The sequence below is a fragment of the Pseudomonas berkeleyensis genome, from assembly GCF_014109765.1.
GTDB lineage: Bacteria > Pseudomonadota > Gammaproteobacteria > Pseudomonadales > Pseudomonadaceae > Aquipseudomonas > Aquipseudomonas berkeleyensis.
Genome location: NZ_CP059139.1, coordinates 3,325,300 through 3,350,177 on the forward strand (window position 1 = coordinate 3,325,300; position 24,878 = coordinate 3,350,177).

Genomic DNA, 24,878 nt, shown 5'->3' on the forward strand with positions numbered 1-24,878 from the left:
AAGCGTGATGCAACTGACCCAGAGCCTCGGCAACTACTTCGGCAGCCTGCGCGAGAAGCGTCAGGACACCGAGTTCATGCCGGAAGTGGAAGGCGCCATTCTGGAAGATTCGCCCTGGCTCAGCCGCGTTACGGTCTGGGCGGTCAGCGCCTGCCTGCTCGCCGCGCTGGTCTGGGCGCACTTCGCTGTGCTGGAGGAGGTCACCACGGGCGAAGGCAAGGCCATCCCATCGAGCAAGGTGCAGGTGATCCAGAACCTGGAGGGCGGCATCGTCAGCGAGATCTTCGTCCGTGAAGGCCAGGTGGTGGACAAGGGCGACACACTGCTGAGGCTGGATGACACCCGTTTTCTGTCCAATCGCGGCGAAACCGAGGCCGACCGCCTGGCGTTGGTCGCTCGCCTGGAGCGGCTCGGTGCAGAAGCCGAAGGACGCGAGCCGAAGCTGCCCGACGAGGTTACCCAGAACGCACCGCGCCTGGCAGAAGACGAGTTGGCCCTGTACCGCTCACGCCAGCAGCGCCTGAAGAGCGAGCAGCGCACCCTCGGCGAGCAACTGAGGCAGAAGGAGCAGGAACTCGCCGAATTCCGCTCCAAAGCCCAGCAATATCGCTCCAGCCTGGGCCTGTTGCAGCAGGAGCTGAACATGTCACAACCGCTGGTGGCCTCTGGCGCCATCTCCGAAGTCGAGGTACTGCGCCTGCGCCGCAGCGTGGTGGAACTGCGTGGTTCGCTGGAAGCCACCAACCTGGCCATTCCTCGCGCCGAAGCAGCGATGAGCGAGATCAAGAGCAAGATGGAGGAGTCCGAACTGGGCTTTCGCTCGGATGCTTTCAAGGAGCTCAATGAGGTGCGTACCGAACTGCAGAAGATCACCGCGACCAGCGTCGCCATTCAGGACAAGGTGACCCGCACCACCGTGACCTCCCCCGTACGCGGGGTGATCAAGCAGCTCAAGGTGAACACCATCGGCGGGGTCGTACAGCCCGGCAGCGACATGCTGGAAATCGTGCCCCTGGACGACAGCCTGCTGATCGAAGCCAAGGTTCGGCCGCAGGACGTGGCCTTCCTGCACCCGGGCCAGAAGGCCATGGTCAAGTTCACCGCCTACGACTACACCATCTACGGCGGGCTCAAGGCCAACCTCGAACTGATCAGCGCCGATACCATCACCGATGATGAAGGCAACAGCTTCTACCTGATCCAGGTACGCACCGATAAAAGCCACCTGGGCAGCGAGGAACACCCTCTGCTGATCATCCCTGGTATGGTCGCCACGGTGGACATCATCACCGGCGAGAAGAGCGTGCTGGCCTATCTGCTCAAACCCGTGCTCAAGGCTCGTTCGGAAGCCATGCGCGAACGCTGAAGGGGTCGCGACGTTGGCCAGGCCAACGCAAACCGTAGGGTGCGCCATGCGCACCAGGCCCAAACACGACACCATGAAAATCATCAGCCCTGGTGCGCGCGGCGCACCCTACATGCACCGGCCCCGCACTTAGCATGTTCCCGAATTACATCCGGGCCTCGGTATCGTAGGGTGCGCCATGCGCACCGAGCTAACCTCGACACCCATAAGATCGTCAGACCTGGTGCGCGCGGCGCACCCTACATGCGCCCGACTCGCACTTAGCATGTTCCCGAATTACATCCGGGCCTCGGCATCGTAAGGTGCGCCATGCGCACCGAGCTAACCTCGACACCCAGAAGATCGTCAGACCTGGTGCGCGCGGCACACCCTACATATCACTGGGCGCACCGCCCCTAACGCTGGTGGTTGCGGATAAAGACCTCTTCCCCCATTGCCGCGATCTGACCTTCGATCAACGCATCGAACGGCTTGAGCAGCGCATCGAAACACCGTGGTGCTTCCAGCGTATCCAATGCCGTGGCAATTGCCTCGATGGTCGACAGCGCACCTTCTTCCGGCACCTTGCGCAGGCGATAACGCGACGGGGCAGCAACGCTCAGACTGACGCGCGGCAGCGCCGCCAACGACGGATTGAGGTGCAACAACTTGCGGGCCTTGCGCCAGGTGCCATCGGGCACCACCAGCAGCAGCGGCTGCTCGTCCGCAGCATAAGCCGTCAGTGCCGCGGCCTCATCACCGGGAAACAGCAGGCAGGTTCGATACCCCGGCTGTGCCAGCAATTGCGGCAGATCATCGAACACCTCACCCACGCGCAACTCGGCATTGCGCAACCCCAGCGCGGCCAGGCGAGCGGTATTGAGGGCATGACCGACCTCGCTCGGGTGCTGCAGGATGAGCACGCGGGTACGGCTGTCGAGGTCGGGAATCAGTGCGCACAGGCAATGGCCAAGCGGGCGCTGGCAGCGGGAGCAGGTCGGACGAGGCATGCCGCGCAGTGTGCCAGAACGCTGCCTGCCCGCGTAGCCTGGATGCAATCCGGGAACATCGCCCATTTCCCTAAGCCTGTTCACTGAACAGTCTTGCACCACTCCCCGGATTACATCCGGGCTACTGGTTCAGCGGTTGAAGCGCTCCGCCAGGCTGTGCAGGTAGTCGGCCATCTCTTCCAGCTCACGGCTGATGGCTGCGCCCTGGTGCGCCTGCCCCGCGCTGTGATCGGAGAGTTGGGCGATACGGGTGATCTGCCGGCTGATGTCCTCGGCCACGTGGCTTTGCTCCTCGGAGGCCGCCGCCATCTGCTGGCTCATGCCGGTGATACGCGTGACCGCCGAGCTGATGCCCTCCAGCGCATCGCGTACCGACTCGACGCTCTGCACGCTGCCACGGGAAATCTCCTCGCCCTTGCCCGCCGTCACCACCGCACGCTCGGCGCCCGCACGCAGGTCGGCGATGATCTGGTGAATCTGCTCGGTGGACTGGCGGGTACGCGACGCCAGCGAGCGCACTTCATCGGCCACCACCGCGAATCCCCTGCCTTGTTCCCCTGCCCTTGCCGCCTCGATAGCAGCGTTGAGCGCCAGCAGGTTGGTCTGCTCGGCGATCGAAGTGATCACATCGGCGACGCTGCCGATCGACTGCGTGGAGTTGGCCAGTTCGTTGACCGCCTGACCGATATCGTTCACCGCCTTGGCCATCTGCCGCATCGAGTCCAGGCTGCCGACCGCCAGGTCGCGCCCTTCACGCGCCAGGCGGTCGGCCTCCTCGGCAGCGTGCGAGGTGTTCTGCACGTTGTGCGTCACTTCCTGAATAGTCGCCGCCATCTGATTGATGGCCGTGGCCGACTGATCCGTCTCGGCCCGCTGCTGGTCGAGCAGTTGGGCGCTCGAATGGGACAACTCCGCCGACTGCGCCGCCCGTTTCTTCACACTCACCCCGGCATCCTCGAGCCGGGTCAGGGCCGTCTGCAGGCGCGCCTCTTCACTGATCATGGCCATGTCCAACAGTGCCTGAGCGCCGCGGTTGTCACTGTAGGTCAGGGCGACCAAAGCGCTGGTGAACGCCTTGGGGTGCTCGGACAGCGTCTTGCGGATCAACTGGCGCTTGCTGTAGAGCTGGTAGGAGCCCAGCGCGAACAGAATCAGGATGATGAAGGCCATCAGCCACGGCCCGGATACGACCCAGTGTGCGGCGAGAATCAGTAGTGCAGCCGCGATCAACGGCCAGGAGCGCAGCAGATCGTATGTCCAGTACTCCAGTTTGGGCACCGGCGACTTGCCCGCCCGTAAACGCGCGTAAAGGGTTTCGGCGCGACGTTTCTGCGCCTCGCTCGGTAGCGAGCGCACCGACTCGTAACCGGACATGCGGCCGTTCTCGTAGATGGGCGTGACATAGGCGCTGACCCAGTAGAAGTCGCCGTTCTTCGAGCGGTTCTTGACGATGCCCATCCAGGGTTTGCCCTGCTTGATCGTCTCCCACATGTGCCCGAATACCGCAGGCGGCATGTCCGGGTGGCGCACGAGGTTGTGCGGTTGCCCGATCAGTTCCTCACGGGTGAAGCCACTGATTTCTACGAATGCATCGTTGCAATAGGTGATCTTGCTGTTGAGGTCGGTGGTGGAAATCAGTCGTTCGTCAGCTGGGAAGGTTCTTTCACGCTGACTCACAGGCAGGTTCTGGCGCATCAAGGCTTCCCTGTTCGCATTGGAATTGGTACAGACGTATGAATAAGTACTAGCACAGCCTAATAAGCGCGCCAGCCGCTGGCTTTACGTCTTTCGAAGGATAAAGGCGACCCTGTTTCAGATCTGATTCAGTTGCGTCTTGAGCAGATCACGAAACGTCTGAATGAGGGGTTCACGTGTACGGCCGCGCCGCAGGATCAGCGAGAACGGTGCCTGGTAACCGAAGGTGGCGGGCAGCAGCACACGCAGCTTGCCCTGATCCACCCAGTGCTGGGCGTAGTGTTCCGGTAGATAGCCGATATAGGCGCCGGAAAGCACCAGAATCAGTTGTGCTTCCATCGACTCCACGGTCGCCGCGCTGTGCTTGAAACCGTGGCGTGCCAGCTCGGCCTGGCTCCAGTAGCCACGGCCAACCATGCGCTGCTGGGTGATCAGTTCTTCGGGTATCCGCCGCTGCTCGAACAGGGCATGCCGTTCGCTGCAGTACAGCCAATGCTGCTCACGGTACAGCGGCTGGTAGACCAGGCCGTTCATGCGTGTGGAGAAAGCGCCGATGGCCAGATCCAGGCGGTTGTCCAACACCGCCAGCTGCAGCTCGTAGGGGCTCATCACCGACAGGTGCATATGCACGCCTGGGTGCTCCTGGCTGTAGGCACCGATCACCTCGGCCAGCGGCAGGGCCGGGTCGCTGACGGTGGAGTCCAGCACACCGAGATTGAGCGTGCCGCGCAATTCGCCCTTGAGCGCCGCCGAGTAACGCTCGAAGCCCTCGAGCTCGCCAAGCAGGCGCAGGGTTTCCTGATAGAACAGCTCGCCCTTGCTGGTCAGGCTGAAGCCGCCACGACCACGATGACAAAGCACGATGCCGAGCTGGCTTTCCAGCTGGCTCATGTAGGTGCTGATCGCCGAAGTGGACAGGTTCAGCTCCTGCTGCGCCGCGGCGAAGCCCTGGTGGCGCACCACGGCGACGAAGATCTTCAACAGTTTCAGGTCGGGCAAGGCGAAGGACATGAGGGCGCACGGCGGATTAACAGGGCGCCAGTGTAGCGCCATACAAGCACCGTCGGCATCCAGAGCAGTGCAGCGTTTCAGAGCGGATTTATCCGCGAGTTTCGCGGTTGAAGCCGCTCTGAAACGCTGCCTAACTCCACACACTGACCTGCGAAACAATCAGTGCGCACGGCGCACCCTACGGAACGGCGTTGGCTTGGTGGCCCGGATGAAATCCGGGGCAAGGCACGGAACATCGATAGTTCAGTAATCACTGAACTAAGTATTTGCTCAACGCGATTTAATCCGTTCGCGCGCTGAGCCAACAATGCAGCCATAACCAGGCACCGGCTCGAACCGGACGCCATTTCGGGCGATACACCACGCCCCTTTGCCAATCTGCCGCTGACCTTCGCCCTCTCCAGGAGACGGCCATGCGACTGGAAATCTTCCGCACCCTCTGGGGTTATCGCGGCAGTTGGCAGCAAGCGCTCGACGAAGCGCTCGGTGCCGGCTTCGACGGTATCGAAGCGCGCATCCCCGAGACGACCGCGCAACGCAGTGCAAATGCCCGCCTGCTACGCGAACAGAACGTCCCCTATATCGCCACCCTGTTCACTTCCACCCCGGTACTGCCGCGTCAGAGCGACAGCCCCCAGGCGCACCTCGAAGACCTGCGCAGAAAGCTCGACTGGGCTGCCGAACTCGAACCGCGCCTGGTCAACGTACTGCCCGGCAACGACCGCTGGGCACTGAGCGAACAGGTCGACTTCTTCGCCCGTGCCGTCGAACTGGCAGATGCCAGTGGCCTGCACGTCTGCTTCGAGATTCATCGCGGCCGTTCGCTGTACAGCCCCTGGGTCACCCTCGACGTGATCCGCCAGGTGCCCGAACTGCGCTTTACCAGCGACATCAGCCACTGGCTGGTGACCTGCGAGCGCCTGCTGGACGACCCCACCGATGACCTTTCCGCGTTCATCGAGCGGGTCGACCATATCCAGGCCCGCGTGGGCTACGACCAGGGCCCACAGGTGCCGCACCCCGGCGCACCGGAATACGCCGAGGTACTGGCCTTTCATCAGCGCCACTGGGAAAACATCTGGAGCAGCCAGGAAAAACGCGGCCTGCAGACCACCACCCTGACCCCCGAATTCGGCCCGGACGGCTACCTGCATCACCTGCCCTTTACCGACGTGCCGGTGGCCGACCTGTGGCAGCTCAACCAGTGGATGGCGCGCTGCGAGCGCCAGCACTTCCACCGTTTCACCAGTCGCTGAGGAGCCGTGATGAACAACAAGGCCAAACATTTCACCGAAATCCCCGTGGTCGACATCGCCGGCCTGTTCAGCAGTGATCCGGCCGCACGCCTGGCCGTGGCCGAGAACCTGGGCCGCGCCGCACGTGACGTGGGCTTTCTCTACATCAGCGGCCACGGCATCGAGCAGGCACTGATCGACGGCCTGCACCGCGCCGCCGAGAACTACTTCGCCCAGCCGCTGGACGACAAGATGCGCCACTACATCGGCACCTCGGCTAGCCACAAGGGCTTCGTACCCGAGGGCGAGGAGCGCTACAGCGTCGGCAAGCCGGATCACAAGGAAGCCTTCGACATCGGCTTCGAAGTCCCCGCCGACAACCCGCTGGTGCTGGCCGGCACGCCGCTGCTGGGGCCCAACGACTGGCCAACCCTGCCCAATTTCAAGGAGGCGGTGCAGGCCTACTACGCACGCATCTTCCAGCTTGGCCGCACGCTGTTCCGTGGCTTCGCCCTGGCCCTCGGCCTGCCGGAAAACACCTTCGACGAGATGGCCAACTTCCCGCCGTCGAAACTGCGCCTGATCCACTACCCCTTCGATGGCGACGCGCAGGACGCGCCCGGCATCGGCGCACACACCGACTACGAGTGCTTCACTATCCTGCTCGCCGACCGCCCGGGACTGGAGGTGATGAACGACCTCGGCCAATGGATCGACGCACCGCCGCGCGAGGGCACCTTCGTCGTCAACATCGGCGACATGCTCGAGGTGATGAGTGCCGGCACCTTCGTCGCGACCTCGCACCGCGTACGCAAGGTCAGCCAGGAGCGCTACTCGTTCCCGTTCTTCTATGCCTGCGACTACCACACGCAGATCCGCCCGCTGCCGCAGTTCGAAGCCGCCGGCCAGAGCTACGAGGCCATCAGCATCGGCGAGCACATGTGGAGCCAGGCGCTGCAGACCTACCAATACCTCAAGAAGCGCGTCGAGGACGGCCAGTTGCAGCTGCCCGAACGCGCCCGCCGGCCGTCCAGCTTCGGCCATCTGAAGCACCAGCCGAGCGCGCTGTGACTTTCCCCTATGTAGCCCGCTGCCAACACAAAAAACTGATCCGGAGATAAGCACAATGGCAACCCGTACCCCGCTGCGCACCACCGCCCTGGCCCTCACGTGCACCCTCGTTGGCCTGTTCGCCACCGCCCACGCCGCCGAAACGCCCAAGACCCTCGCCAGCGGCGAGCTGAAGGTGGGCATGGAGATTTCCTACCCGCCATTCGAATACTACGAAGGCGACAAGGTGCTCGGCTTCGACCCGGAAGTCTCGGCCGCTCTGGCCAAGCGCCTGGGCCTGACCGCCAGCTTCAGCGATATCAGCTTCCCCAACCTGATCCTCGGCCTCGACGCTGGCCGCTTCGACACCATCATTTCCGGCATGTACATCCTTCCCGAACGCCTGGAAAAAGCCGACGCCATCCCCTACGCCAAGACCGGTGCAGCGATCATGGTGCGCAGCGACGCCGAGAAAAAACCGGCCACTCCTGAGGAGCTGTGCGGCATGACCGTCGGCCTGCAACAGGGCACCTCGTGGATTCCGGCGCTGCAAAAAGTCTCCGACGGCTACTGCAAGGAACAAGGTGCCGGCGCGATCACCATCAACCAGTACCCGACCACCGCCGAAACCACCCAGGCGCTGCTCTCCGGCCATATCCAGGCACACCTGGAGATCGACGCCGCCTCGCTGCGCATCGTCGAACGCGCCAAGGGCCGTATCGCCATCAGCTCCAAGGGCTCGATCTACCCGCAGGTGCTGGGCATCTACGTGAAGAAAGGCAACGCCCAGTTGCTCGACGCCCTGAAAGCCGCGCTGGACGAGTTCAAGGCCAGCGGCGAGTACAGCGAGCTATTGAAGAAATACAACCTGGAAGAAGCCTGAAGCCAACCCGTGGGTGAACCTGATGGCTCGCCCACGAACGCTACATGACATGACCGCTTCACCCCGCTGGCCGGTACTCGCTCCGGCCAGCGGCCTTTTTTCGGCTTGAGTCGCAGGTGCCCCATATGCCGTTCGAATGGAGCTATTTCTTCTCCCTGTTTTCCATGCCGGCCTTCTGGGCCGCGTGCTGGACGGTGGTAAAACTCAGTAGCCTGGCCTGGCTGCTCGGCCTGGCGCTGGGCTTTGGTCTGGCCAGTGCCAAGCAGGCCACCAGCCGCTGGCTCAGCGCACCGGCCGCGATCTACGTGTGGTTCTTTCGCAGCGTACCGCTGCTGGTACTACTGATCTTCGTCTACAACCTGCCACAGCTAATCCCGGCCAGCGGCAAGGTGCTGTCGAATCCCTTCTATGCCGGCCTGTTCGCCCTGGTGCTGACCGAAGCGGCGTACATGGCGGAGATTCACCGTGGTGGCTTGTTGTCGGTGGCCAAGGGTCAGCGCGAGGCCGCCCGTGCCCTGGGTATCGGCCGGCTCGGCGCGCAACGGCTGATCGTGGTGCCGCAGGCCTTTCGCATCGCCCTGCCGACGCTGACCAACGAGTACGTCACCATCGTCAAGCTGACCTCACTGGTCTCGGTGATCTCCCTCAGCGAGTTGCTGCTGGTCGGCCAGCGCCTCTACGCGCAGAACTTCCTGGTACTGGAAACCCTCGGCGCCGTGGCCGTGTACTACGTGCTGATCGTCAGCCTGTTCGGTTGGGGCCTGCAATATCTCGAACGCCACCTCGATCTTGGTCGACGCAAGCCGGGCACGCTCGTCGATGCCCAGGTAGTCGAGCTGCGCAGCGACCTGCCGCAAGTGACCGCCGGCAGCACGCAGGTTCGCGAGCCCGGCGCCCCGGCAGCACTGCACCTGAGCAATATCCACAAGCACTACGGCGATCACCATGTGCTCAAGGGCATCGACCTGAGCGTGCAACCCGGCGAGGTGATTTCCATCATCGGCCCGTCCGGCTCCGGAAAGACCTCGCTGATCCGCACCATCAACGGCCTGGAAAGCATCGACGAAGGCGAGATCGTGCTGTTCGGTGAGGCCTTCATCCGAGCCGGCGACCGTCCCGAGAACCGTCGCCAACGCGAAGGTGTACGGCGCATCGGCATGGTGTTCCAGAGTTTCAACCTGTTCCCGCACCGCACCATTCTCGACAACGTCCTGCTCGCGCCGCGCTACCACGGCCTGGGCGATGCTGCCGAACTGCGTCAGCAGGCTCTGGCCCTGCTGGACAAGGTCGGCCTGCTGGCCCACGCCAACAAGTACCCGCACCAGCTCTCCGGCGGCCAGCAGCAGCGTGTGGCCATCGCCCGCGCCCTGGCGATGAAACCGGACATCATGCTGTTCGACGAGCCCACCTCGGCGCTCGACCCGGAACTGGTGGGCGACGTGCTCGCGGTGATTCGCGACCTGGCCCGCGAGGGCATGACCATGCTCATCGTCACCCACGAGATGGACTTTGCCCTGTCGATTTCCGACCGCGTGCTGTTCATGGAAAACGGCCATGTCCAGCTCGACGCCTCACCCGAGGCCATCCGCACCGGCAATCACGAACGCGTACGCCGCTTCATCGGCCTGGAGAACGCATGAACGACATCGCCACCTTGCGCCGCGACCTGGCCGCGGCCTACCGACTGGCCGCCCTGTTCGGCTGGGACGACACCCTCTACACGCACTTCTCCGTGCGCCTGCCCGGCGACGGCGAGCCGCGCTTTCTTATCAACCCGTTCGGCCTGTTCTTCGAGGAGATTCGCGCCAGCGACCTGATCGTGGTGGACATGCATGGCAAGGTGGTCGAGGGCAACGCCGACTACAACGTCGCCGGTTTCACCATCCACAGCGCCGTGCACATGGCCCGCGACGACGCCCACTGCGTGATCCACACCCATACCCTGGCCGGTATGGCGGTGGCCGCGCAGGATAACGGCCTCTTGCAGCTCAACCAGATCAGCACCGAATTCCACGGGCGCCTGGGCTATCACGCCTACGAAGGCGTGGCGCTGGATCTGGACGAGCGAGTGCGCATCCAGGCCTCGCTGGGCGACAACATCGCCCTGCTGCTGCGCCACCACGGCCTGCTCAGCGTCGGCGCCAGCGTCGCCGATGCCTTCTACGTCATGCATTACCTGAACCGCGCCTGCGAGATCCAGCTCGCCGCCACCGGCGGTGGCCAGCCCTGCAGCGAGATTCCCGCGCACCTGGCGCAACACGCCTGCGAGCAACTACAGGGCGCCGAATGGCAACGCCAGCTGATCTGGCAAGCCTGGCTGCGCAAGCTCGATCGACTCGATCCCAGCTACCGGCAGTAGGCTACGCCGTGCCTATCACGACCCTCTTCACCACAACAGAACACAGCTGGCATGGGGCTTCCAGCCTTACTTCAGGTATTCGTGAAGTAAGTTTTTGCCCCAGCCGATTTTTCCCAGCGTCTGGCCGGTCAAGACTCCGGCCACAACCAGAACGAGCCTGAGGCCTACCCATGGACAAGACCTTCCACCAGCCCCTGGGCGGCAATGAAATGCCCCGCTTCGGCGGCATCGCCACCATGATGCGCCTGCCGCACATCCAGAGCCCCGAGGAAAAACGCCAGCTCGACGCTGCCTTCGTCGGCGTGCCACTGGACATCGGCACCTCGCTGCGCTCCGGCACCCGCTTCGGCCCCCGCGAGATCCGCGCCCAGTCGGTGATGATCCGCCCGTACAACATGGCCACCGGCGCCGCCCCCTTCGACTCGCTGAACGTGGCCGATATCGGCGACGTGGCGATCAACACCTTCAACCTGCTCGACGCCGTACGCATCATCGAAGAGGCCTACGACGAGATCGTCGAACTCGGCATCAAGCCGCTGACCCTGGGTGGCGACCACACCATCACCCTGCCGATCCTGCGCGCCCTGCACAAGAAGTACGGCAAGATCGGTCTGGTGCACGTCGATGCCCACGCCGACGTCAACGATCACATGTTCGGTGAGAAGATCGCCCACGGCACCACCTTCCGCCGCGCCCAAGAGGAAGGCCTGCTCGACAGCGAGCGCGTGGTACAGATCGGCCTGCGCGCCCAGGGCTACACCGCCGAGGACTTCAACTGGAGCCGTAAACAGGGTTTCCGCGTGGTGCAGGCCGAAGAGTGCTGGCACCAGTCGCTGGCGCCGCTGATGGCCGAGGTGCGCGAGAAGGTCGGCGGCGGCCCGGTGTACCTGTCCTTCGACATCGACGGCATCGACCCGGCCTGGGCGCCCGGCACCGGCACCCCGGAGATCGGCGGCCTGACCACCATCCAGGCCATGGAGATCATCCGTGGCTGCGACGGCCTGGATCTGATCGGCGGTGACCTGGTCGAGGTCTCGCCGCCCTACGACACCACCGGCAATACCTCGCTGCTCGGCGCCAACCTGCTGTACGAGATGCTCTGCGTACTGCCCGGCGTGAACAAACGTTGAGGCTCGCCATGGACATCCAGGCCCAGGTACTGGAGGCCGCCAGCACACTGGTGGCCGCCTTCGCCGCGAACGACAGCGATGCCTACTTCGCCGCCTTCAGCACCGATGCCAGCTTCGTTTTCCACACCAGCGAACAGACCCTGTCCAACCGCGCGGCCTACCGCCAGTTGTGGGACAGCTGGCAGCGCGACGGCATGCGCGTGCTGGCCTGTCGCTCGCTCAACCCGCGGGTGCAGGTGCTCGGCGACAACGTGGCGCTGCTGTGCCACGACGTCATCCCCCGCCTGCACCTCGCCGACCAGGACGTCGAGAGCCACGAGCGGGAGACCATTGTCTTTCGCCGAGAACACGAAAACGCCCCATGGCTTGCTTGCCATGAACATCTGTCGGCCATGCCGCAACCCCTGCCGCCCACCTGAACCGGCGCTGGAGATCGATCATGCACAACAACAATAATGACGCTCAACACATCACCCGCATCGAAACCTTCGGCATCGAACAGATTCCCGAGCAGGCACGTCACGCTGGGCCACTGGATCTGTTCCGGCTGATCTTCGGCGGCGCCAATACTTTCGCCACAGCGGTGCTCGGCAGCTTTCCGGTACTGTTCGGCCTGTCCTTCCAGGCCGGCTTCTGGGCCATCCTGCTCGGTGTCGTCGCCGGTTCGCTGATCCTCGCGCCGATGGGCCTGTTCGGCGCCCTCAACGGCACCAACAATGCGGTTTCCTCGGGCGCCCACTTCGGCGTGCACGGGCGCATCATCGGCTCCTTCCTCTCGCTGCTCACCGCCGTGGCCTTCTTCTCGCTGTCGGTGTGGAGCTCGGGCGATGCCCTGGTCGGCGGCGCCAAACGCCTGCTCGGCCTGCCGGAAACCGACCTGACCCTGGGTCTAGCCTACGGTCTGTTCGCCGTGCTGGTACTGGCGGTATGCATCTATGGCTTTCGCTTCATGCTGTGGGTCAACAAGGTCGCCGTGGTCAGCGCCAGCCTGTTGTTCCTGCTCGGCATCGCCGCCTTCGCCGGGCCCTTCGACCTGCACTACGCTGGCAGCCTCGGCCAGGACGATCCGGGCTTCTGGGCCGCCTTCCTCGGTGCCGCGCTGATCGCCATGAGCAACCCGGTGTCGTTCGGCGCCTTCCTCGGTGACTGGTCGCGCTACATTCCCAAGCACACCGCCAAGTCGCGCATCATGACTGCGGTGATCGGCGCACAACTCGGTACGCTGATTCCCTTCGTCTTCGGCCTGGCCACCGCCACCATCGTCGCCGTCCAGGCGCCGCAGTACATCGAGCAGAACAACTACGTCGGCGGCCTGTTGGCCATCGCCCCGGTCTGGTATTTCCTGCCGGTGTGCCTGATCGCGGTGATCGGCGGCATGTCCACCGGCACCACCGCGCTGTACGGCACCGGGCTGGACATGTCGAGCATGTTCCCGCGAGTGCTGAGCCGAGTACGCGCCACCGTGCTGATCGGCCTGGCAGCTATCGCCTTCATCTTCATCGGCCGCTTCGCCGCCAACCTGGTGCAGAGCGTGTCCACCTTCGCCGTGCTGATCGTCACCTGCACCAGCCCGTGGATGGTGATCATGATCCTCGGCCTGATCGTGCGCCGTGGTTTCTATTGCCCGGACGATCTGCAGGTGTTCACTCGCGGCCAACGCGGCGGACGCTATTGGTTCCACCACGGCTGGAACTGGCGCGGCCTTGGCGCCTGGATTCCCAGTGCGGCGCTGGGCCTGTGCTTCGTCAATCTGCCGGGGCAGTTCGTCGGTCCGTTCGGCGAACTCGCTGACGGTATCGACATCAGCCTGCCACTGACCCTGGGCATGGCCGCCGTGCTCTACCTCGCCCTGCTCAACCTGTTCCCGGAACCGGCCAGTGTCTACGGGCCGGCCGGCGCACGTTGGGTTCGTTCGCCAGACAGCGTCGCGCCCGGCCTGAAGGATGCCGAAGCCGCCTGAGTACAGCCTACGCCTCGCAAAACGGGCGCACTGCGCCCGGATTCACTCCCAGAAGAAAGAGAACAAGATCATGATCCTGGATATTTCCGTTGTCTTCATTTATGCCGCCTGCATGCTGCTCCTGGGCTGGTACGGCATGCGCCGTGCCCGCAATCAGGAGGATTACCTGGTGGCCGGGCGCAACCTCGGCCCGGCCTTCTACATGGGCACCATGGCCGCCACCGTGCTCGGCGGCGCGGCCACCGTCGGTACCGTACGCCTGGGCTACGTGCACGGCATTTCCGGCTTCTGGCTGTGCGCCGCGCTGGGCGCGGGCATCATCGTGCTCAACCTGTTCCTGGCCAAACCGCTGCTCAAGCTGCGCATTTTCACCGTCACGCAGATTCTCGAGCGCCGCTACACGCCGATGGCGCGCCAGGCCAGCGCAGTGGTGATGTTCACCTACGCCCTGATGATCGCCGTGGTCTCCACCCTGGCCAGCGGCACCGTGCTGCAGGTGCTGTTCGACCTGCCCTTCTGGGCAGCCATCCTGCTCGCCGGCGGCGTGGTGGTGGTGTACTCGAGCATCGGTGGCATGTGGTCGCTGACCCTGACCGATATCGTCCAGTTCGTGATCAAGACCGTCGGCCTGATGTTCGTGCTGCTGCCGATCTGCCTGTACCGCGTCGGCGGCTGGGACGAGTTGGTGGCCAAGCTGCCGGAAACCGCCTTAAGCCTGACCACCATCGGCTACGACACCATCCTCACCTACTTCCTGATCTACTTCTTCGGCATTCTCATCGGCCAGGACATCTGGCAACGCGTGTTCACCGCCCGCAGCGAAGGCGTGGCCCGCGTGGCCGGGAGCATGGCCGGCGTGTATTGCGTGATCTACGGCCTGGTTGGCGCACTGATCGGCATGTGCGCCAAGGTGCTGCTGCCGGAACTGGAAAACGCCAACAACGCCTTCGCCGCCATCGTCCAGAACGCCCTGCCCGACGGCATCCGTGGCCTGGTGATCGCCGCCGCCCTGGCCGCGATGATGTCCACCGCCAGCGCCGGCCTGCTCGCCGCCTCCACCACCGTGACCGAAGACCTGCTGCCGAAACTGCGCGGCGGCCAGGCCTCCAGCCTCGGTATGGCACGTCTGTTCACCCTGCTCACCGGCCTGCTGGTGCTGGCCATCGCGCTGGTGGTCAACGACGTGATCGGTGCCCTGACCCTGGCCTACAACCTGCTGGTCGGCGGCATCCTGATCCCGATCCTCGGCGCCATCTACTGGAAGCGCGCCACCACCACCGGCGCCATCGCCAGCATGGTGCTGGGCTGCGCGACGGCCATGTCGTTCATGTTCAAGGACGGTCTGGAGGCCAATACACCGATCTACTACAGCCTGGCCGTCGGCCTGCTCGCCTTCGTCATCGGCAGCCTGTTGACCCGACCGCAGGCGCGAGCAACCCGCCTCGCCTGAGCAGCTAACCTCAACCCTGGGTGCCGGCAACGCAAGCCGGCACCTCGACTCCTCATCACAAGGAACCCGCGATGACCACCTGTGGAGAATTCCTCGTCAAGCAACTCGAAGCCTGGGGCGTCGACACCGTCTTCGGCATTCCCGGCGTGCATACCGTCGAGCTCTATCGCGGCCTGCCGGCCAGCGGCATCCGCCATGTCACCCCACGTCACGAGCAAGGCGCGGGCTTCATGGCCGATGGCTATGCACGGGTCAGCGGCAAGCCAGGCGTATGTTTCATCATCACCGGGCCGGGGATGACCAATATCCTCACTGCCATGGGCCAGGCCTACGCCGACTCGATCCCGATGCTGGTGATCTCCAGCGTCAACGAACGCGAACGCCTCGGGCTCGGCAAGGGTTACCTGCATGAGCTGCCCAACCAGCGCGCCATGACCGCCGGCGTCACCGCCTTCAGCCATACCCTGATGAGCGTCGAGGAGCTGCCTGCAGTGTTGTCTCGCGCCTTTACCGTATTCGAAGGTGAGCGGCCGCGCCCGGTGCACATCGAGCTGCCGCTGGACATCATCACTGCCGACGCCTCGCACATGGCCCTGGCGCCGCGCCCGACCGTGCGTCGCCCCGCCCCCAACCGCACGCTGATCCGTGAGGCGGCCGGGCTGCTCAAACAGGCCGAACGCCCGTTGCTGCTGCTCGGTGGTGGTTGCGTCGCAGCCGAAGCCGAGGCACGCGCCCTGGCCGCCGTGCTGGATGCACCGACGGCGCTGACCATCAACGCCAAGGGCCTACTGCCACCCGCCCATCCGCTGTTGCTCGGCAGCAACCAGTCGCTGCGGCCCGTACGGGATCTGGCGCTGGAGGCCGATGTGGTGCTGGCCATTGGCACCGAACTGGGCGAGACCGATTACGACGTGGTGTTCGACGGCGACTTTCGTCTGCCCGGCCGCCTGATTCGCATCGACATCGACGGCCAGCAACTGCAGCGTAACTTCACTCCACACCTGGCGATCCAGGGCGATGCACGCCTGGCCATGCGCATGCTGCTGGCCGAGTTCGACCCACGCCAGGCCAGCGCCAACAGCCCAGGCGCCCAGCGCACCGCGGCCGTGCAGAAACGTCTGGGCGAGGATTTCAGCGGCTGGGCGCACTACCGCCAGTTGTTCGACTGCATCCTCGATACCCTGCCCGATGCGCGCTTCGTCGGTGATTCGACGCAAACCGTGTACAGCGGCAATCACCTGGTGGAGCTGGACGGTGCGCGACGCTGGTTCAACGCCTCTACCGGCTACGGCACTCTCGGTTACGGCCTGCCGGCCGCCATCGGCGCCAAGCTGGCCGAACCGCAACGCCCGGTGATCAGCCTGATGGGCGACGGCGGCGTGCAATTCACCATTGCCGAGCTGGCCAGCGCAGTCGAAGCCAGGGTCGGCATCATCGTCTTGCTGTGGAACAACAGCGGTTACGGCGAGATCAAGCGCTACATGCAGCGCCGTGACATCACTCCGATTGCCGTCGACATCTACACCCCGGATCTACTGGCCATCGCCCGCGGCTTCGGCTGCGCCGCCGAGCGCGCACGGGATCACGCGCACCTGGCCGAGTTGCTGCGCCAGGCGCCTACGGATAGACCGCTGCTGATCGAAATAATGGAAGAAGCACCGTTTCACCCCTGAGGTGAAACGCAGTCGCGGCCAAAGCCCGGCCCACCAAGGATGTGGGCAAGGCTTTGGCCGCGATCATAAAAGGCGTTGCCGAACTCGTAGGGCGGGTGCAACCCGCCGTTCTCAGGCCGGCGGGTTTCACCCGCCCTACGCGATCCGGTCGATGAAGAGATGCTCAGCGGCGCTGACGCGCCTCACGACGCAGGCGTTCCTGCTCGGCCTCACTGATACGGATCGGTTGGGGTTGCGGGGCGAGCCCAAGGGCCTGCAGCAGGTTTTGCACTTGTTCTTGCAGCTTGGCGAGCATGGATACGACCTCCTGCCAAGTGAGTGGAATCACCAGCGCTGCTGGCTCACCTATGAGATTAGGCCTGCCAAAGCGGATTTCAACCAGTACACGTCAAATGACCGGACTTTTGCGCCGGTATGGGAACACGTCGATCACCTTGCCCGCCCGAATCGCCTCCTGCAAGCCCTTCCAGTAGTCGGCGTCATACAGATTGCCGTGCAGTTGGCTGAACAGGCGACGCTGCTTGATATCGGCGAACAGAAAGGGCGGAAACTCCTCCGGGAACACATCCATCGGCCCCACCGAGTACCAGGGCTCGGAGCTCATTTCGTCCTCGGGGAAACGCGGCGGCGGAATGTGGCGGAAATTCACCTCGGTGAGAAAACAGATCTCGTCGTAATCGTAGAACACCACGCGACCATGACGGGTAACGCCGAAGTTCTTCAGCAGCATGTCGCCGGGGAAAATATTCGCCGCCGCCAGTTGCTTGATGGCCAGGCCGTAATCCTCCAGCGCCTCACGTACCTGGGCGTCGTTGGCGCTGTCCAGATAGAGGTTGAGTGGGGTCATGCGCCGCTCGGTCCAGCAATGGCGAACCAGCACGGTATCGCCCTCCACCACCACGGTCGAGGGTGCCACCTCGAGCAATTCGGCCAGGCACTCCGGCTCGAACTTGGCCTTGGGGAAACGGAAGTCGGAGAATTCCTGGGTGTCCGCCAGTCGCCCCACGCGATCGACACTTTTCACCAGGCGGTACTTCTCGATCACCGTGTTGCGATCCACCGTCTTGGCGTGGGCAAACCGATCCTTGATGATCTTGAACACCGTATTGAAGCCCGGCAGCGTAAATACGCTCATCACCATGCCGCGCACACCGGGGGCCATGATGAAACGATCGTCGGTGGTCGCCAGATGGCCGATCAAGGCGCGGTAGAACTCCGACTTGCCGTGCTTGTAGAAACCGATCGAGGTGTACAGCTCGGCGATGTGCTTGCCCGGCAGAATGCGCTTGAGGAAGCCGACGAACTCCGCCGGGATGGCCACGTCCACCATGAAGTAGCTACGAGTGAAGGAGAAGATGATCGACACCTCGGCCTCGTCGGTGATCACCGCATCGGCCTGGATGCCATGGCCCTCCTGGTGCAGCAGCGGAATTGCCAGCGGCCATTGCTCGTCACGGGTGTACAGACGACCTACCAGGTAGGCGCCCTTGTTGCGATAGAGCACCGAGGAGAACAGCTCGATACACAGTTCCGGATCCTTGCAGATCCAGTCCGGCAGGCTGGCACGCAATTGCGTCTCCAGGCGCTGCAGGTCACGCGGCAGATCCTCGTAAGGCACGTCGAAACGGTAATCTTCGAAGATCGCCTGCAAGGCCTGGCCCAATTCCCCCATGGGTCGATAGCTGCGCGTCTGCGCGGCTGATGGATGGCTGCGCAACGAGGGTCGGGTGGTATGGATGAACATGCAGCCATCACTGATCAGGTCATGGCTGAACAGGCTGCAGAAGATCGAGTTGAACCAGGTTTCCGCCAGTTCGTCATCGAAACGCAGGTCGATCAGGGCGATATAGGCGCTCTTCACCAGCGGCCACTGCGCCACCTCCAGTAGCGCCGCATCGAAGCCCTGGCCCAGCCGCTCACGGGTTTGCGCGACCTTTTCCTCGTACAGATTGATCCGCGCGGCCGAAGCGCGCTGCGCCTCCTGCCACTGCGCCTGCTCGAAGCGGGCGCGCGCACCGTCGGTGATCTGGCGAAAATGTTCGCGATAATCGTCGAAACCATCGAGGATCAAGCGGGCGATTTCGCCAGCCGGCCATTGTTGCCCCATATGAATGCCCTGCTGTGCAATGAGTGAACCGAGCTTAGCCGCAAAGCCAACAAAACGTAGCCCGAATGTAATCCGGGGAAGGCTCCGCACCGTAAAACCGCTCCCGGATTGCATCCGGGCTACGAAGCTGTATGCGCCCCAGGCACGACTTCGAAAGCACGATGCGGATTGCCAGAAGCACAGCCAACGGCAACACTCTCGCTCCCGACCTGCCGGATACCCGCCTTGCGTATCGCCGACCTCCTTCGCCTGCTCCTGCTCGCCGCCATATGGGGCGCCAGCTTCCTGTTCATGCGCGTCGCGGCGCCGGAACTAGGCAGCATGCCCACCGCCTTCTTCCGCGCCAGCGTCGGCGCCCTTGGCTTGCTGTTAGTGCTTCTGGTGCTGCGCACGGACTGGGATTTTCGCGGCAAATTTCGCATCTGCCTGCTGCTTGGCGTGATCAACGCGGGCCTGCCCTCAGCGATGTATTGCCTGGCGGCGTTGATCCTGCCGGCCGGTTACTCGGCGATTTTCAATGCCACCACACCATTGATGGGCGTGCTGATCGGTGCGCTGTTCTTTCAGGAAGGCATCACCGCGAGCAAGGCCGTCGGTGTCGCACTCGGTCTGTTTGGCGTAGCCGTGCTGACCCGCACCGGCCCGATAGCCTTCGACATGCAATTGTTACTGGGCGCCGGTGCCTGCCTGGTGGCCACCACCTGCTACGGCTTCGCGGGCTTCCTGACGCGGCGCTGGATCGGCCAGCAGGGCGGCCTGGACAATCGTCTGACCGCCTTCTCCAGCCTGGTGGGCGCCAGCCTGTTCCTGTTGCCGTTGTTCGCTGGCAGCCTGGCATTGCAACCACCTGCCAGCTGGGGTGGGATCGAGGTATGGCTGTCGCTGGCAGGTCTCGGTCTGGTGTGCACCGCCTTTGCCTACGTTCTTTACTTCCGGTTGCTGGCCGATGTCGGGCCGATCAAGGCGAGCACCACCACTTTTCTGATCCCACCTTTCGGCGTCCTGTGGGGCGCGTTGCTGCTGGGCGAACCCCTGAGCTGGGATTACCTGCCGGGCAGCGTGCTGATCGCCCTGGCGCTCTGGCTGGTGGTGCGGCCAAGCGCCGTCAGAGGCTGATCAGCAGGCACTTCAGCAGTCGCTGGCCGCCAGGAAGATCGCGGCCAGCGCCTCGATCCCGGCCTGATCCACTTCGGTGAAACGCCCAAGCAGCGGACTGTCCAGATCCAGCACGCCGATCAGGCGCCCGTCCTTGACCAATGGCACCACCAGCTCGCTGTTCGACGCGCTGTCACAGGCAATGTGCCCGGGGAAGGCATGCACATCCTCGACCCGCTGCGTCTGCAGGCTGGCCGCCGCCGCGCCGCAGACGCCTCGACCGAAGGCAATACGCACGCAGGCCACCTTGCCCTGGAACGGGCCGAGTACCAGCTCGCCGTCCTTGACCAGGTAGAAGCCTGCCCAGTTCAGATCCGCCAGCTCGTGAAACAGGAAGGCCGAGAACTGCGCGGCGTTGGCGATGAAATCACGCTCGCCGGACAGCAGCGCCTGCAGTTGCGCGCTCAACAGCGAGTAGCCATCGAGCCCTGAGCCTGTCTGGGAAAGATCGATCATGCCTGTTGCTCCAGCAGTTGCAGCCCGACCCAGTGACGGGCGAACTGGTAGGCGCAGCGGCCGTTGCGGTTGCCACGCCCCAGCGCCCAGCGAATGGCGGCCTTTTCCAGCGCCTCGTCCCAGCTCCACTGCAGGCCGACCTGGCGGGCCTGCACGTCCACCCAGTGACGCACGACGATCAGGAAGTGCTCCTGGCTGAAGGGATAGAACGACAACCAGAGGCCAAACCGGTCGGACAACGCGATCTTGTCCTCCACCGCCTCGTTGGGATGCAGCTCACCGTCGACCATCTGCCAGTTCTCGTTATCGCTCTGACGCTCGGGCACCAGGTGACGACGGTTGGACGTGGCGTACAACAGGACGTTGTCCGGAGCCTGCTCCAGCGAGCCATCGAGCACGCTCTTGAGCACCCGGTAGTCGCCCTCGCCCGCCTCGAACGACAGGTCGTCGCAGAACAGCACGAAGCGTTGCGGCAAGCCGGCCAACAGCTCGACCACTCGCGGCAGGTCGGCCAGGTGATCGCGCTCGATCTCGATCAGGCGCAGGCCGGCCTTGGCATGCTCGGCGAGCAAGGCACGCACCAGCGACGATTTACCGGTGCCGCGAGCCCCCCAGAGCAACGCGTGGTTGGCCGGCAGACCGCTGACGAACTGACGGGTATTGCGCGCCAATTGTTCGCGCTGGGCATCGACGCCGAGCAGGTCACTCAGCGACAGATCCAGGCTGACATCCAGCGGCTGCAGGAAGCCGCTACGGCCATCACGTACCCAGCGCGCGGCCACGCTGCGGTTCCAGTCCACCACGGGACGCAGCGCAGGCAGCAAAGGCTCGAGACGCTCCAGCACCTGCTCGGCACGGGAAAGAAAATCCAGCAAACGGGAATCCACGATGTACTACTCCTTTTGCGCAGAGCCGCACGTTGCAGGCTCTGCCGATACAGGGTCGCTATCAGCTATGCTTGGCAGGCGCCCAAGGATCAGAGACTACGCACGCCTTTATGGATATATCGCTCACCCATCGCCTGTCATTCAAACAGGCCGGCCTGACCGTCCTGGTGGCGTTTATCCTTGGTACGCTGCTCAGCGTCACCCAGGTAGCGGTCGATTATGCCAGCGAAGAGGCCTCCATCAACCGCGAGATTCGGGCGCTGATGGAAATCAGCCACAATCCTGCGGCCCGAATCGCCTACAACATCGACGCCGAACTCGCCCAGGAGCTGGTGCTCGGTCTGCTGCGCTCGCCGGCGGTCACCCGCGCCGAACTGATCGACAACAGCGGCCTGGTTCTGGCCAGCGTCAGCCGCCCACGCAGCGAGAGTCGCTATCGCGTCTTCAGCGACAGCCTGTTCGGTGCTCAGCGCGAGTTCCAGGATCCGCTCCACGTTTCCCACGCCCCCGACGAAGCCCTTGGCACACTGCGCCTGGAGGTCGACACCTATGCCTTCGGCAGCCACTTTCTCAAGCGCTCGCTGATCACCCTGCTGACCGGCTTCGCCCGCAGCCTGCTGCTCTCACTGATTCTTCTGGTGCTGTTCTACTTCATGCTGACCAAGCCGCTGACCGGGGTGATCCGCGCGCTCAGCCAACGCAATCCACAAGATTCCCAGCACCAGCCGGTGCCCTGCCCGAAGGGGCACGAACGCGATGAAATCGGCACCCTGGTCGAAGTTACCAACCGCCAGCTATCGAGCATCGCCCAGGAAATCGAGCAGCGGCGCAACGCTGAAGATCGTCTGACCCAATACCTGGGCGAACTGGAAAACATCGTCTCAGCGCGCACCGCTGAGCTCAAGGCCACCAACGTCCGTCTCAGCGAGTCCAACAGGGAGCTGGAAGCGGCACGTACCACCGCACTGAACATGGCCCAGGCACGCTCGGCCTTTCTCGCCAACATGAGCCACGAGATTCGCACCCCGCTCAACGGCCTGCTGGGCATGCTCGCTCTGGCACTGGATGGCCCGCTGAGCGCCGAACAACGCCAGCAGCTGGGCATCGCTCACGACTCCGGCAAGGTGCTGGTGGAACTGCTCAACGACATCCTCGACCTGTCCAAATTCGAAGCCGGGCAGCTTGAACTGGAAGAAATCCCCTTCGACCTCGGCGTGCTGGCCGAAGAAACCGCCAGCCTGTTGTCGCAGAACGCCGCCAGTGCGGTCGAACTGACCTGCCTGATCGACCCGGCGTTGCCAGCGCAGGTATTGGGCGACCCGACCCGGGTGCGCCAGATCGTCAGCAACCTGCTGTCCAACGCGCTCAAGTTCACCCGTTTTGGCCGTGTCGATCTGTTGGTGGGGCGTACCGCGAAAGGCATCAGCATCCGTGTACGCGACACCGGCATCGGCATCGCCGAAGACGCACAGAACCGCATCTTCCAGCCCTTCGCCCAGGCAGAAGTGGGCATCACCCGCGAATATGGCGGCACCGGCCTCGGCCTGGCACTGACCCGTCGGCTGTGCAAAGCGATGCACGGCACCCTCAGCCTGCAATCGAAAGAAGGCTTCGGCAGCGAATTCTGCGCGGAGCTGCCGCTGCCGGCACATATCGAGCAAGCCTTGCGGCCCAATCTGCAAGGCCGCATCGTAGCGCTGACCCCAGCCAGCAGTGGCCTACAGCAGATGCTTGGCCAGTGGCTGCCGGTCTGGGGACTGCAATACCAGCGCCTGGACACCGACGCCAGCCTGCAGGGTATCGACGCCGACCTGCTGATCAGTGACGCCCCGGAGTGCCTGCAAGGCATTCGCCCCAAGCTGAGCACTCCCGTGTTGCTGGTCACCGCCTATGGCAATTTCCTGCCTCAGGAGCAGGCCCAGCGTCTTTCGCCGCTGCTGCAGATCGCTCGACCGCTGGCCCGCAATGGCCTGCTCCAGGTGCTGCGGCATATCCTCCACAGCGACGCGACCGAGACGCAGGACAGCGCCCAGGCGCATTCGCCTCGCACGGGCTCCAGCCGCGTTCTGCTGGTAGAGGACAATCCGGTCAACCAGATGGTCGCCAAGGGCATGCTGGCCAAGCTCGGCTGCCAGGTGCTGGTCGCCGGGCACGGCGGCGAAGCCCTGGAGGTTCTGGAACAGGAAGAGGTCGACCTGGTGTTGATGGACTGCAACATGCCGGTGATGGACGGCTACGAAGCCAGCCGGCGCATCCGTGACAACGGCCGCTGGCCCGATCTGCCCATTGTCGCGCTGACGGCCAACGCACTGTCCGATGAGCGCGAGCGTTGCCGCGCCGCCGGTATGAACGACTATCTGGCCAAACCCTTCCGCCGCGAGGAGCTGGCCGCCATGCTCGACACCTGGCTGCCCAGCGAAGTCACTCGCTGAGCCTGGCCAGCAGACGATCCAGACTGCGGCGCAGCCCTTCCATCTCCAGCAGCTCCTGGTCACCGAACTGGCACAGGAGCTGCGCCTTGAGCGGCACTACCTGCGCTCGTAGCGCTTTGCCCTCTTCGCTCAGAGCAAGATGCACCTCACGCTCGTCATGCGCCGCACGACGGCGCAGCACCAGACCCATCTGCTCCAGACGCTTGAGCAACGGCGTGAGGGTGCCGGAGTCCAGCTGCAGGCGCTGGCCGAGCGCCTTCAGCGTCGGTTGCTCGGGAGCCATTTCCTGCCACTCCCACAGCACCAGCATCGCCAGATACTGCGGGTAGGTCAGGCCGAGCGCATCGAGCATCGGCTTGTAGCCACGAATCACCGCACGGGATGCAGCGTAGAGCTTGAAGCAAAGCTGGTCGTCCAGTTGTAGCCGGACACTGTCGAAGGCTGTCATTTGAGCAGGGCTTCGATCTCGTTGCTCAGCTCTTCCGGCTTGGTGGTCGGAGCGAAGCGCTTGACCACCTGGCCATCCTGGCCAATCAGGAACTTGGTGAAGTTCCATTTGATGCCCTGGCTGCCGAGCAGGCCAGGGGCGCGCTTCTTCAACTGCACGAACAGCGGGTGAGCATCACTGCCGTTGACGTCGACCTTCTTGAACAGCGGGAAGCTGACACCGAAATTCAGCTCGCAGAACTCGGAAATCGCCCCTTCGTCACCCGGTTCCTGCTTGCCGAACTGGTTGCAGGGAAAGCCCAGCACCACCAGACCGCGATCCTTGTACTGCTGCCAGACGCTCTCCAGCCCTTTGTACTGCGGGGTGAAACCACATTTGCTGGCGGTGTTGACCACCAGTACGGCCTTGCCGCCGAAGTCGGCCAGGGTTTTCTGCTCGCCCTTGATGGTAGTGACCGGGATATCGAAAAGTGCATTGCTCATGGAGATCGTCCTGAAGAGGCTGGAAGTGCCGAACAAAATAGCGAGCAATTAAATTGTGCGCAATTTAATAAGCACAAAATAAGGCGCATGGATAACGCCTTATCGTAGGG

The 24,878-nt window shown here is 63.8% G+C and carries 21 protein-coding genes and 2 pseudogenes; 13 read left to right on the plus strand and 10 right to left on the minus strand.

Annotated elements, in window-relative coordinates; genetic code table 11:
* The first annotated feature begins 7 nt into the window (after window positions 1-7).
* On the plus strand, window positions 8-1,366 hold the full coding sequence (locus HS968_RS15425; protein ID WP_182366944.1) for an HlyD family type I secretion periplasmic adaptor subunit: 1,359 nt from the start codon (window positions 8-10) through the stop codon (window positions 1,364-1,366).
* 395 nt (window positions 1,367-1,761) lie between these two features.
* Here HS968_RS15425 and HS968_RS15430 read toward each other — a convergent pair whose 3' ends face one another.
* From HS968_RS15430 to HS968_RS15440, 4 genes and pseudogenes are all read right to left on the minus strand, one after another.
* Window positions 1,762-2,355 carry a tRNA-uridine aminocarboxypropyltransferase gene (locus tag HS968_RS15430; RefSeq protein ID WP_182366947.1) on the minus strand — a complete coding sequence of 198 codons (594 nt, stop codon included), beginning with the start codon at window positions 2,353-2,355 and terminating at the stop codon, window positions 1,762-1,764.
* A 129-nt stretch (window positions 2,356-2,484) separates the two neighbouring features.
* A pseudogene (locus tag HS968_RS26760) lies at window positions 2,485-3,450 on the minus strand (methyl-accepting chemotaxis protein); the annotation flags it as partial.
* Between the two features lie 321 nt (window positions 3,451-3,771).
* Window positions 3,772-4,050, minus strand: a pseudogene (locus HS968_RS26765) (PAS domain-containing protein); the annotation flags it as partial.
* Window positions 4,051-4,167: 117 nt separating this feature from the next.
* The gene (locus tag HS968_RS15440; protein WP_119691673.1) at window positions 4,168-5,061 is read right to left on the minus strand and encodes a LysR family transcriptional regulator; all 894 of its coding nucleotides are present in this window, start codon (window positions 5,059-5,061) and stop codon (window positions 4,168-4,170) included.
* A gap of 413 nt (window positions 5,062-5,474) precedes the next feature.
* On the opposite strand from HS968_RS15440, the gene HS968_RS15445 reads away from it, so the two are divergent.
* From HS968_RS15445 to HS968_RS15490, 10 genes are all read left to right on the plus strand, one after another.
* The gene (locus HS968_RS15445) at window positions 5,475-6,317 is read left to right on the plus strand and encodes a sugar phosphate isomerase/epimerase family protein (protein ID WP_182366953.1); all 843 of its coding nucleotides are present in this window, start codon (window positions 5,475-5,477) and stop codon (window positions 6,315-6,317) included.
* A 9-nt stretch (window positions 6,318-6,326) separates the two neighbouring features.
* Window positions 6,327-7,367: an isopenicillin N synthase family dioxygenase gene (locus tag HS968_RS15450; protein WP_182366956.1), complete on the plus strand. Its 1,041-nt coding sequence runs from the start codon at window positions 6,327-6,329 to the stop codon at window positions 7,365-7,367.
* Between the two features lie 55 nt (window positions 7,368-7,422).
* Window positions 7,423-8,229: an ABC transporter substrate-binding protein gene (locus HS968_RS15455; protein ID WP_182366959.1), complete on the plus strand. Its 807-nt coding sequence runs from the start codon at window positions 7,423-7,425 to the stop codon at window positions 8,227-8,229.
* Window positions 8,230-8,354: 125 nt separating this feature from the next.
* Window positions 8,355-9,869 (plus strand): amino acid ABC transporter permease/ATP-binding protein, encoded by a 1,515-nt coding sequence (locus tag HS968_RS15460; protein ID WP_182366962.1) that lies wholly within the window; start codon window positions 8,355-8,357, stop codon window positions 9,867-9,869.
* On the plus strand, window positions 9,866-10,588 hold the full coding sequence (locus HS968_RS15465; RefSeq protein ID WP_202884189.1) for a class II aldolase/adducin family protein: 723 nt from the start codon (window positions 9,866-9,868) through the stop codon (window positions 10,586-10,588). Before HS968_RS15460 ends, HS968_RS15465 begins: the two co-directional genes overlap by 4 nt.
* A gap of 170 nt (window positions 10,589-10,758) precedes the next feature.
* Complete coding sequence (gene speB, locus HS968_RS15470; protein ID WP_119691679.1) at window positions 10,759-11,718, plus strand: agmatinase; 960 nt, start codon at window positions 10,759-10,761, stop codon at window positions 11,716-11,718.
* An 8-nt stretch (window positions 11,719-11,726) separates the two neighbouring features.
* Window positions 11,727-12,137, plus strand: coding sequence for a YybH family protein (locus tag HS968_RS15475; RefSeq protein WP_182366965.1), 411 nt, complete (start codon window positions 11,727-11,729; stop codon window positions 12,135-12,137).
* Between the two features lie 20 nt (window positions 12,138-12,157).
* Entirely contained in the window at window positions 12,158-13,678 is a 1,521-nt protein-coding gene (locus tag HS968_RS15480) for a purine-cytosine permease family protein (RefSeq protein WP_182366967.1), read from the plus strand.
* Window positions 13,679-13,748: 70 nt separating this feature from the next.
* Window positions 13,749-15,128, plus strand: coding sequence for a sodium:solute symporter (locus tag HS968_RS15485; RefSeq protein ID WP_182366969.1), 1,380 nt, complete (start codon window positions 13,749-13,751; stop codon window positions 15,126-15,128).
* Between the two features lie 71 nt (window positions 15,129-15,199).
* A complete protein-coding gene (locus tag HS968_RS15490) occupies window positions 15,200-16,801 on the plus strand; it encodes a 5-guanidino-2-oxopentanoate decarboxylase (protein WP_182366971.1) in 1,602 nt (533 codons plus the stop codon).
* A gap of 163 nt (window positions 16,802-16,964) precedes the next feature.
* On the opposite strand, the gene HS968_RS26535 is transcribed toward HS968_RS15490, so the two are convergent.
* Both HS968_RS26535 and aceK read right to left on the minus strand, forming a co-directional pair.
* Window positions 16,965-17,096: a PA1414 family protein gene (locus HS968_RS26535; RefSeq protein WP_272970048.1), complete on the minus strand. Its 132-nt coding sequence runs from the start codon at window positions 17,094-17,096 to the stop codon at window positions 16,965-16,967.
* A 93-nt stretch (window positions 17,097-17,189) separates the two neighbouring features.
* Complete coding sequence (gene aceK / locus HS968_RS15495) at window positions 17,190-18,908, minus strand: bifunctional isocitrate dehydrogenase kinase/phosphatase (RefSeq protein ID WP_119691684.1); 1,719 nt, start codon at window positions 18,906-18,908, stop codon at window positions 17,190-17,192.
* A gap of 225 nt (window positions 18,909-19,133) precedes the next feature.
* Between aceK and HS968_RS15500 the strand changes: the two genes are divergently transcribed.
* Complete coding sequence (locus tag HS968_RS15500; RefSeq protein WP_119691685.1) at window positions 19,134-20,024, plus strand: DMT family transporter; 891 nt, start codon at window positions 19,134-19,136, stop codon at window positions 20,022-20,024.
* Between the two features lie 12 nt (window positions 20,025-20,036).
* Here HS968_RS15500 and HS968_RS15505 read toward each other — a convergent pair whose 3' ends face one another.
* A complete protein-coding gene (locus HS968_RS15505) occupies window positions 20,037-20,519 on the minus strand; it encodes a GAF domain-containing protein (RefSeq protein WP_119691686.1) in 483 nt (160 codons plus the stop codon).
* The gene (locus HS968_RS15510) at window positions 20,516-21,406 is read right to left on the minus strand and encodes an ATP-binding protein (RefSeq protein WP_119691687.1); all 891 of its coding nucleotides are present in this window, start codon (window positions 21,404-21,406) and stop codon (window positions 20,516-20,518) included. The genes HS968_RS15505 and HS968_RS15510 overlap by 4 nt, the downstream gene beginning before the upstream one ends.
* A gap of 110 nt (window positions 21,407-21,516) precedes the next feature.
* Here HS968_RS15510 and HS968_RS15515 point away from each other — a divergent pair, with 110 nt between their 5' ends.
* On the plus strand, window positions 21,517-23,838 hold the full coding sequence (locus HS968_RS15515) for a hybrid sensor histidine kinase/response regulator (protein WP_182366973.1): 2,322 nt from the start codon (window positions 21,517-21,519) through the stop codon (window positions 23,836-23,838).
* Here the strand turns inward: HS968_RS15515 and HS968_RS15520 are convergent.
* Together HS968_RS15520 and HS968_RS15525 are read right to left on the minus strand one after the other, a co-directional pair.
* Window positions 23,828-24,286 (minus strand): MarR family winged helix-turn-helix transcriptional regulator, encoded by a 459-nt coding sequence (locus HS968_RS15520; RefSeq protein WP_182366975.1) that lies wholly within the window; start codon window positions 24,284-24,286, stop codon window positions 23,828-23,830. The genes HS968_RS15515 and HS968_RS15520 overlap by 11 nt on opposite strands.
* Entirely contained in the window at window positions 24,283-24,768 is a 486-nt protein-coding gene (locus HS968_RS15525) for a glutathione peroxidase (RefSeq protein WP_182366977.1), read from the minus strand. The genes HS968_RS15520 and HS968_RS15525 overlap by 4 nt, the downstream gene beginning before the upstream one ends.
* Window positions 24,769-24,878 lie beyond the last annotated feature (110 nt).

Bases quoted from the DNA above. Each gene is read 5' to 3' on its own strand.
- HS968_RS15425 (WP_182366944.1), top strand. From the start codon at position 8: ATGCAACTGACCCAGAGCCTCGGCAACTACTTCGGCAGCCTGCGCGAG.
- HS968_RS15430 (WP_182366947.1), bottom strand. From the start codon at position 2,355: ATGCCTCGTCCGACCTGCTCCCGCTGCCAGCGCCCGCTTGGCCATTGC.
- HS968_RS15440 (WP_119691673.1), bottom strand. From the start codon at position 5,061: ATGTCCTTCGCCTTGCCCGACCTGAAACTGTTGAAGATCTTCGTCGCC.
- HS968_RS15445 (WP_182366953.1), top strand. From the start codon at position 5,475: ATGCGACTGGAAATCTTCCGCACCCTCTGGGGTTATCGCGGCAGTTGG.
- HS968_RS15450 (WP_182366956.1), top strand. From the start codon at position 6,327: ATGAACAACAAGGCCAAACATTTCACCGAAATCCCCGTGGTCGACATC.
- HS968_RS15455 (WP_182366959.1), top strand. From the start codon at position 7,423: ATGGCAACCCGTACCCCGCTGCGCACCACCGCCCTGGCCCTCACGTGC.
- HS968_RS15460 (WP_182366962.1), top strand. From the start codon at position 8,355: ATGCCGTTCGAATGGAGCTATTTCTTCTCCCTGTTTTCCATGCCGGCC.
- HS968_RS15465 (WP_202884189.1), top strand. From the start codon at position 9,866: ATGAACGACATCGCCACCTTGCGCCGCGACCTGGCCGCGGCCTACCGA.
- speB (WP_119691679.1), top strand. From the start codon at position 10,759: ATGGACAAGACCTTCCACCAGCCCCTGGGCGGCAATGAAATGCCCCGC.
- HS968_RS15475 (WP_182366965.1), top strand. From the start codon at position 11,727: ATGGACATCCAGGCCCAGGTACTGGAGGCCGCCAGCACACTGGTGGCC.
- HS968_RS15480 (WP_182366967.1), top strand. From the start codon at position 12,158: ATGCACAACAACAATAATGACGCTCAACACATCACCCGCATCGAAACC.
- HS968_RS15485 (WP_182366969.1), top strand. From the start codon at position 13,749: ATGATCCTGGATATTTCCGTTGTCTTCATTTATGCCGCCTGCATGCTG.
- HS968_RS15490 (WP_182366971.1), top strand. From the start codon at position 15,200: ATGACCACCTGTGGAGAATTCCTCGTCAAGCAACTCGAAGCCTGGGGC.
- HS968_RS26535 (WP_272970048.1), bottom strand. From the start codon at position 17,096: ATGCTCGCCAAGCTGCAAGAACAAGTGCAAAACCTGCTGCAGGCCCTT.
- aceK (WP_119691684.1), bottom strand. From the start codon at position 18,908: ATGGGGCAACAATGGCCGGCTGGCGAAATCGCCCGCTTGATCCTCGAT.
- HS968_RS15505 (WP_119691686.1), bottom strand. From the start codon at position 20,519: ATGATCGATCTTTCCCAGACAGGCTCAGGGCTCGATGGCTACTCGCTG.
- HS968_RS15515 (WP_182366973.1), top strand. From the start codon at position 21,517: ATGGATATATCGCTCACCCATCGCCTGTCATTCAAACAGGCCGGCCTG.
- HS968_RS15520 (WP_182366975.1), bottom strand. From the start codon at position 24,286: ATGACAGCCTTCGACAGTGTCCGGCTACAACTGGACGACCAGCTTTGC.
- HS968_RS15525 (WP_182366977.1), bottom strand. From the start codon at position 24,768: ATGAGCAATGCACTTTTCGATATCCCGGTCACTACCATCAAGGGCGAG.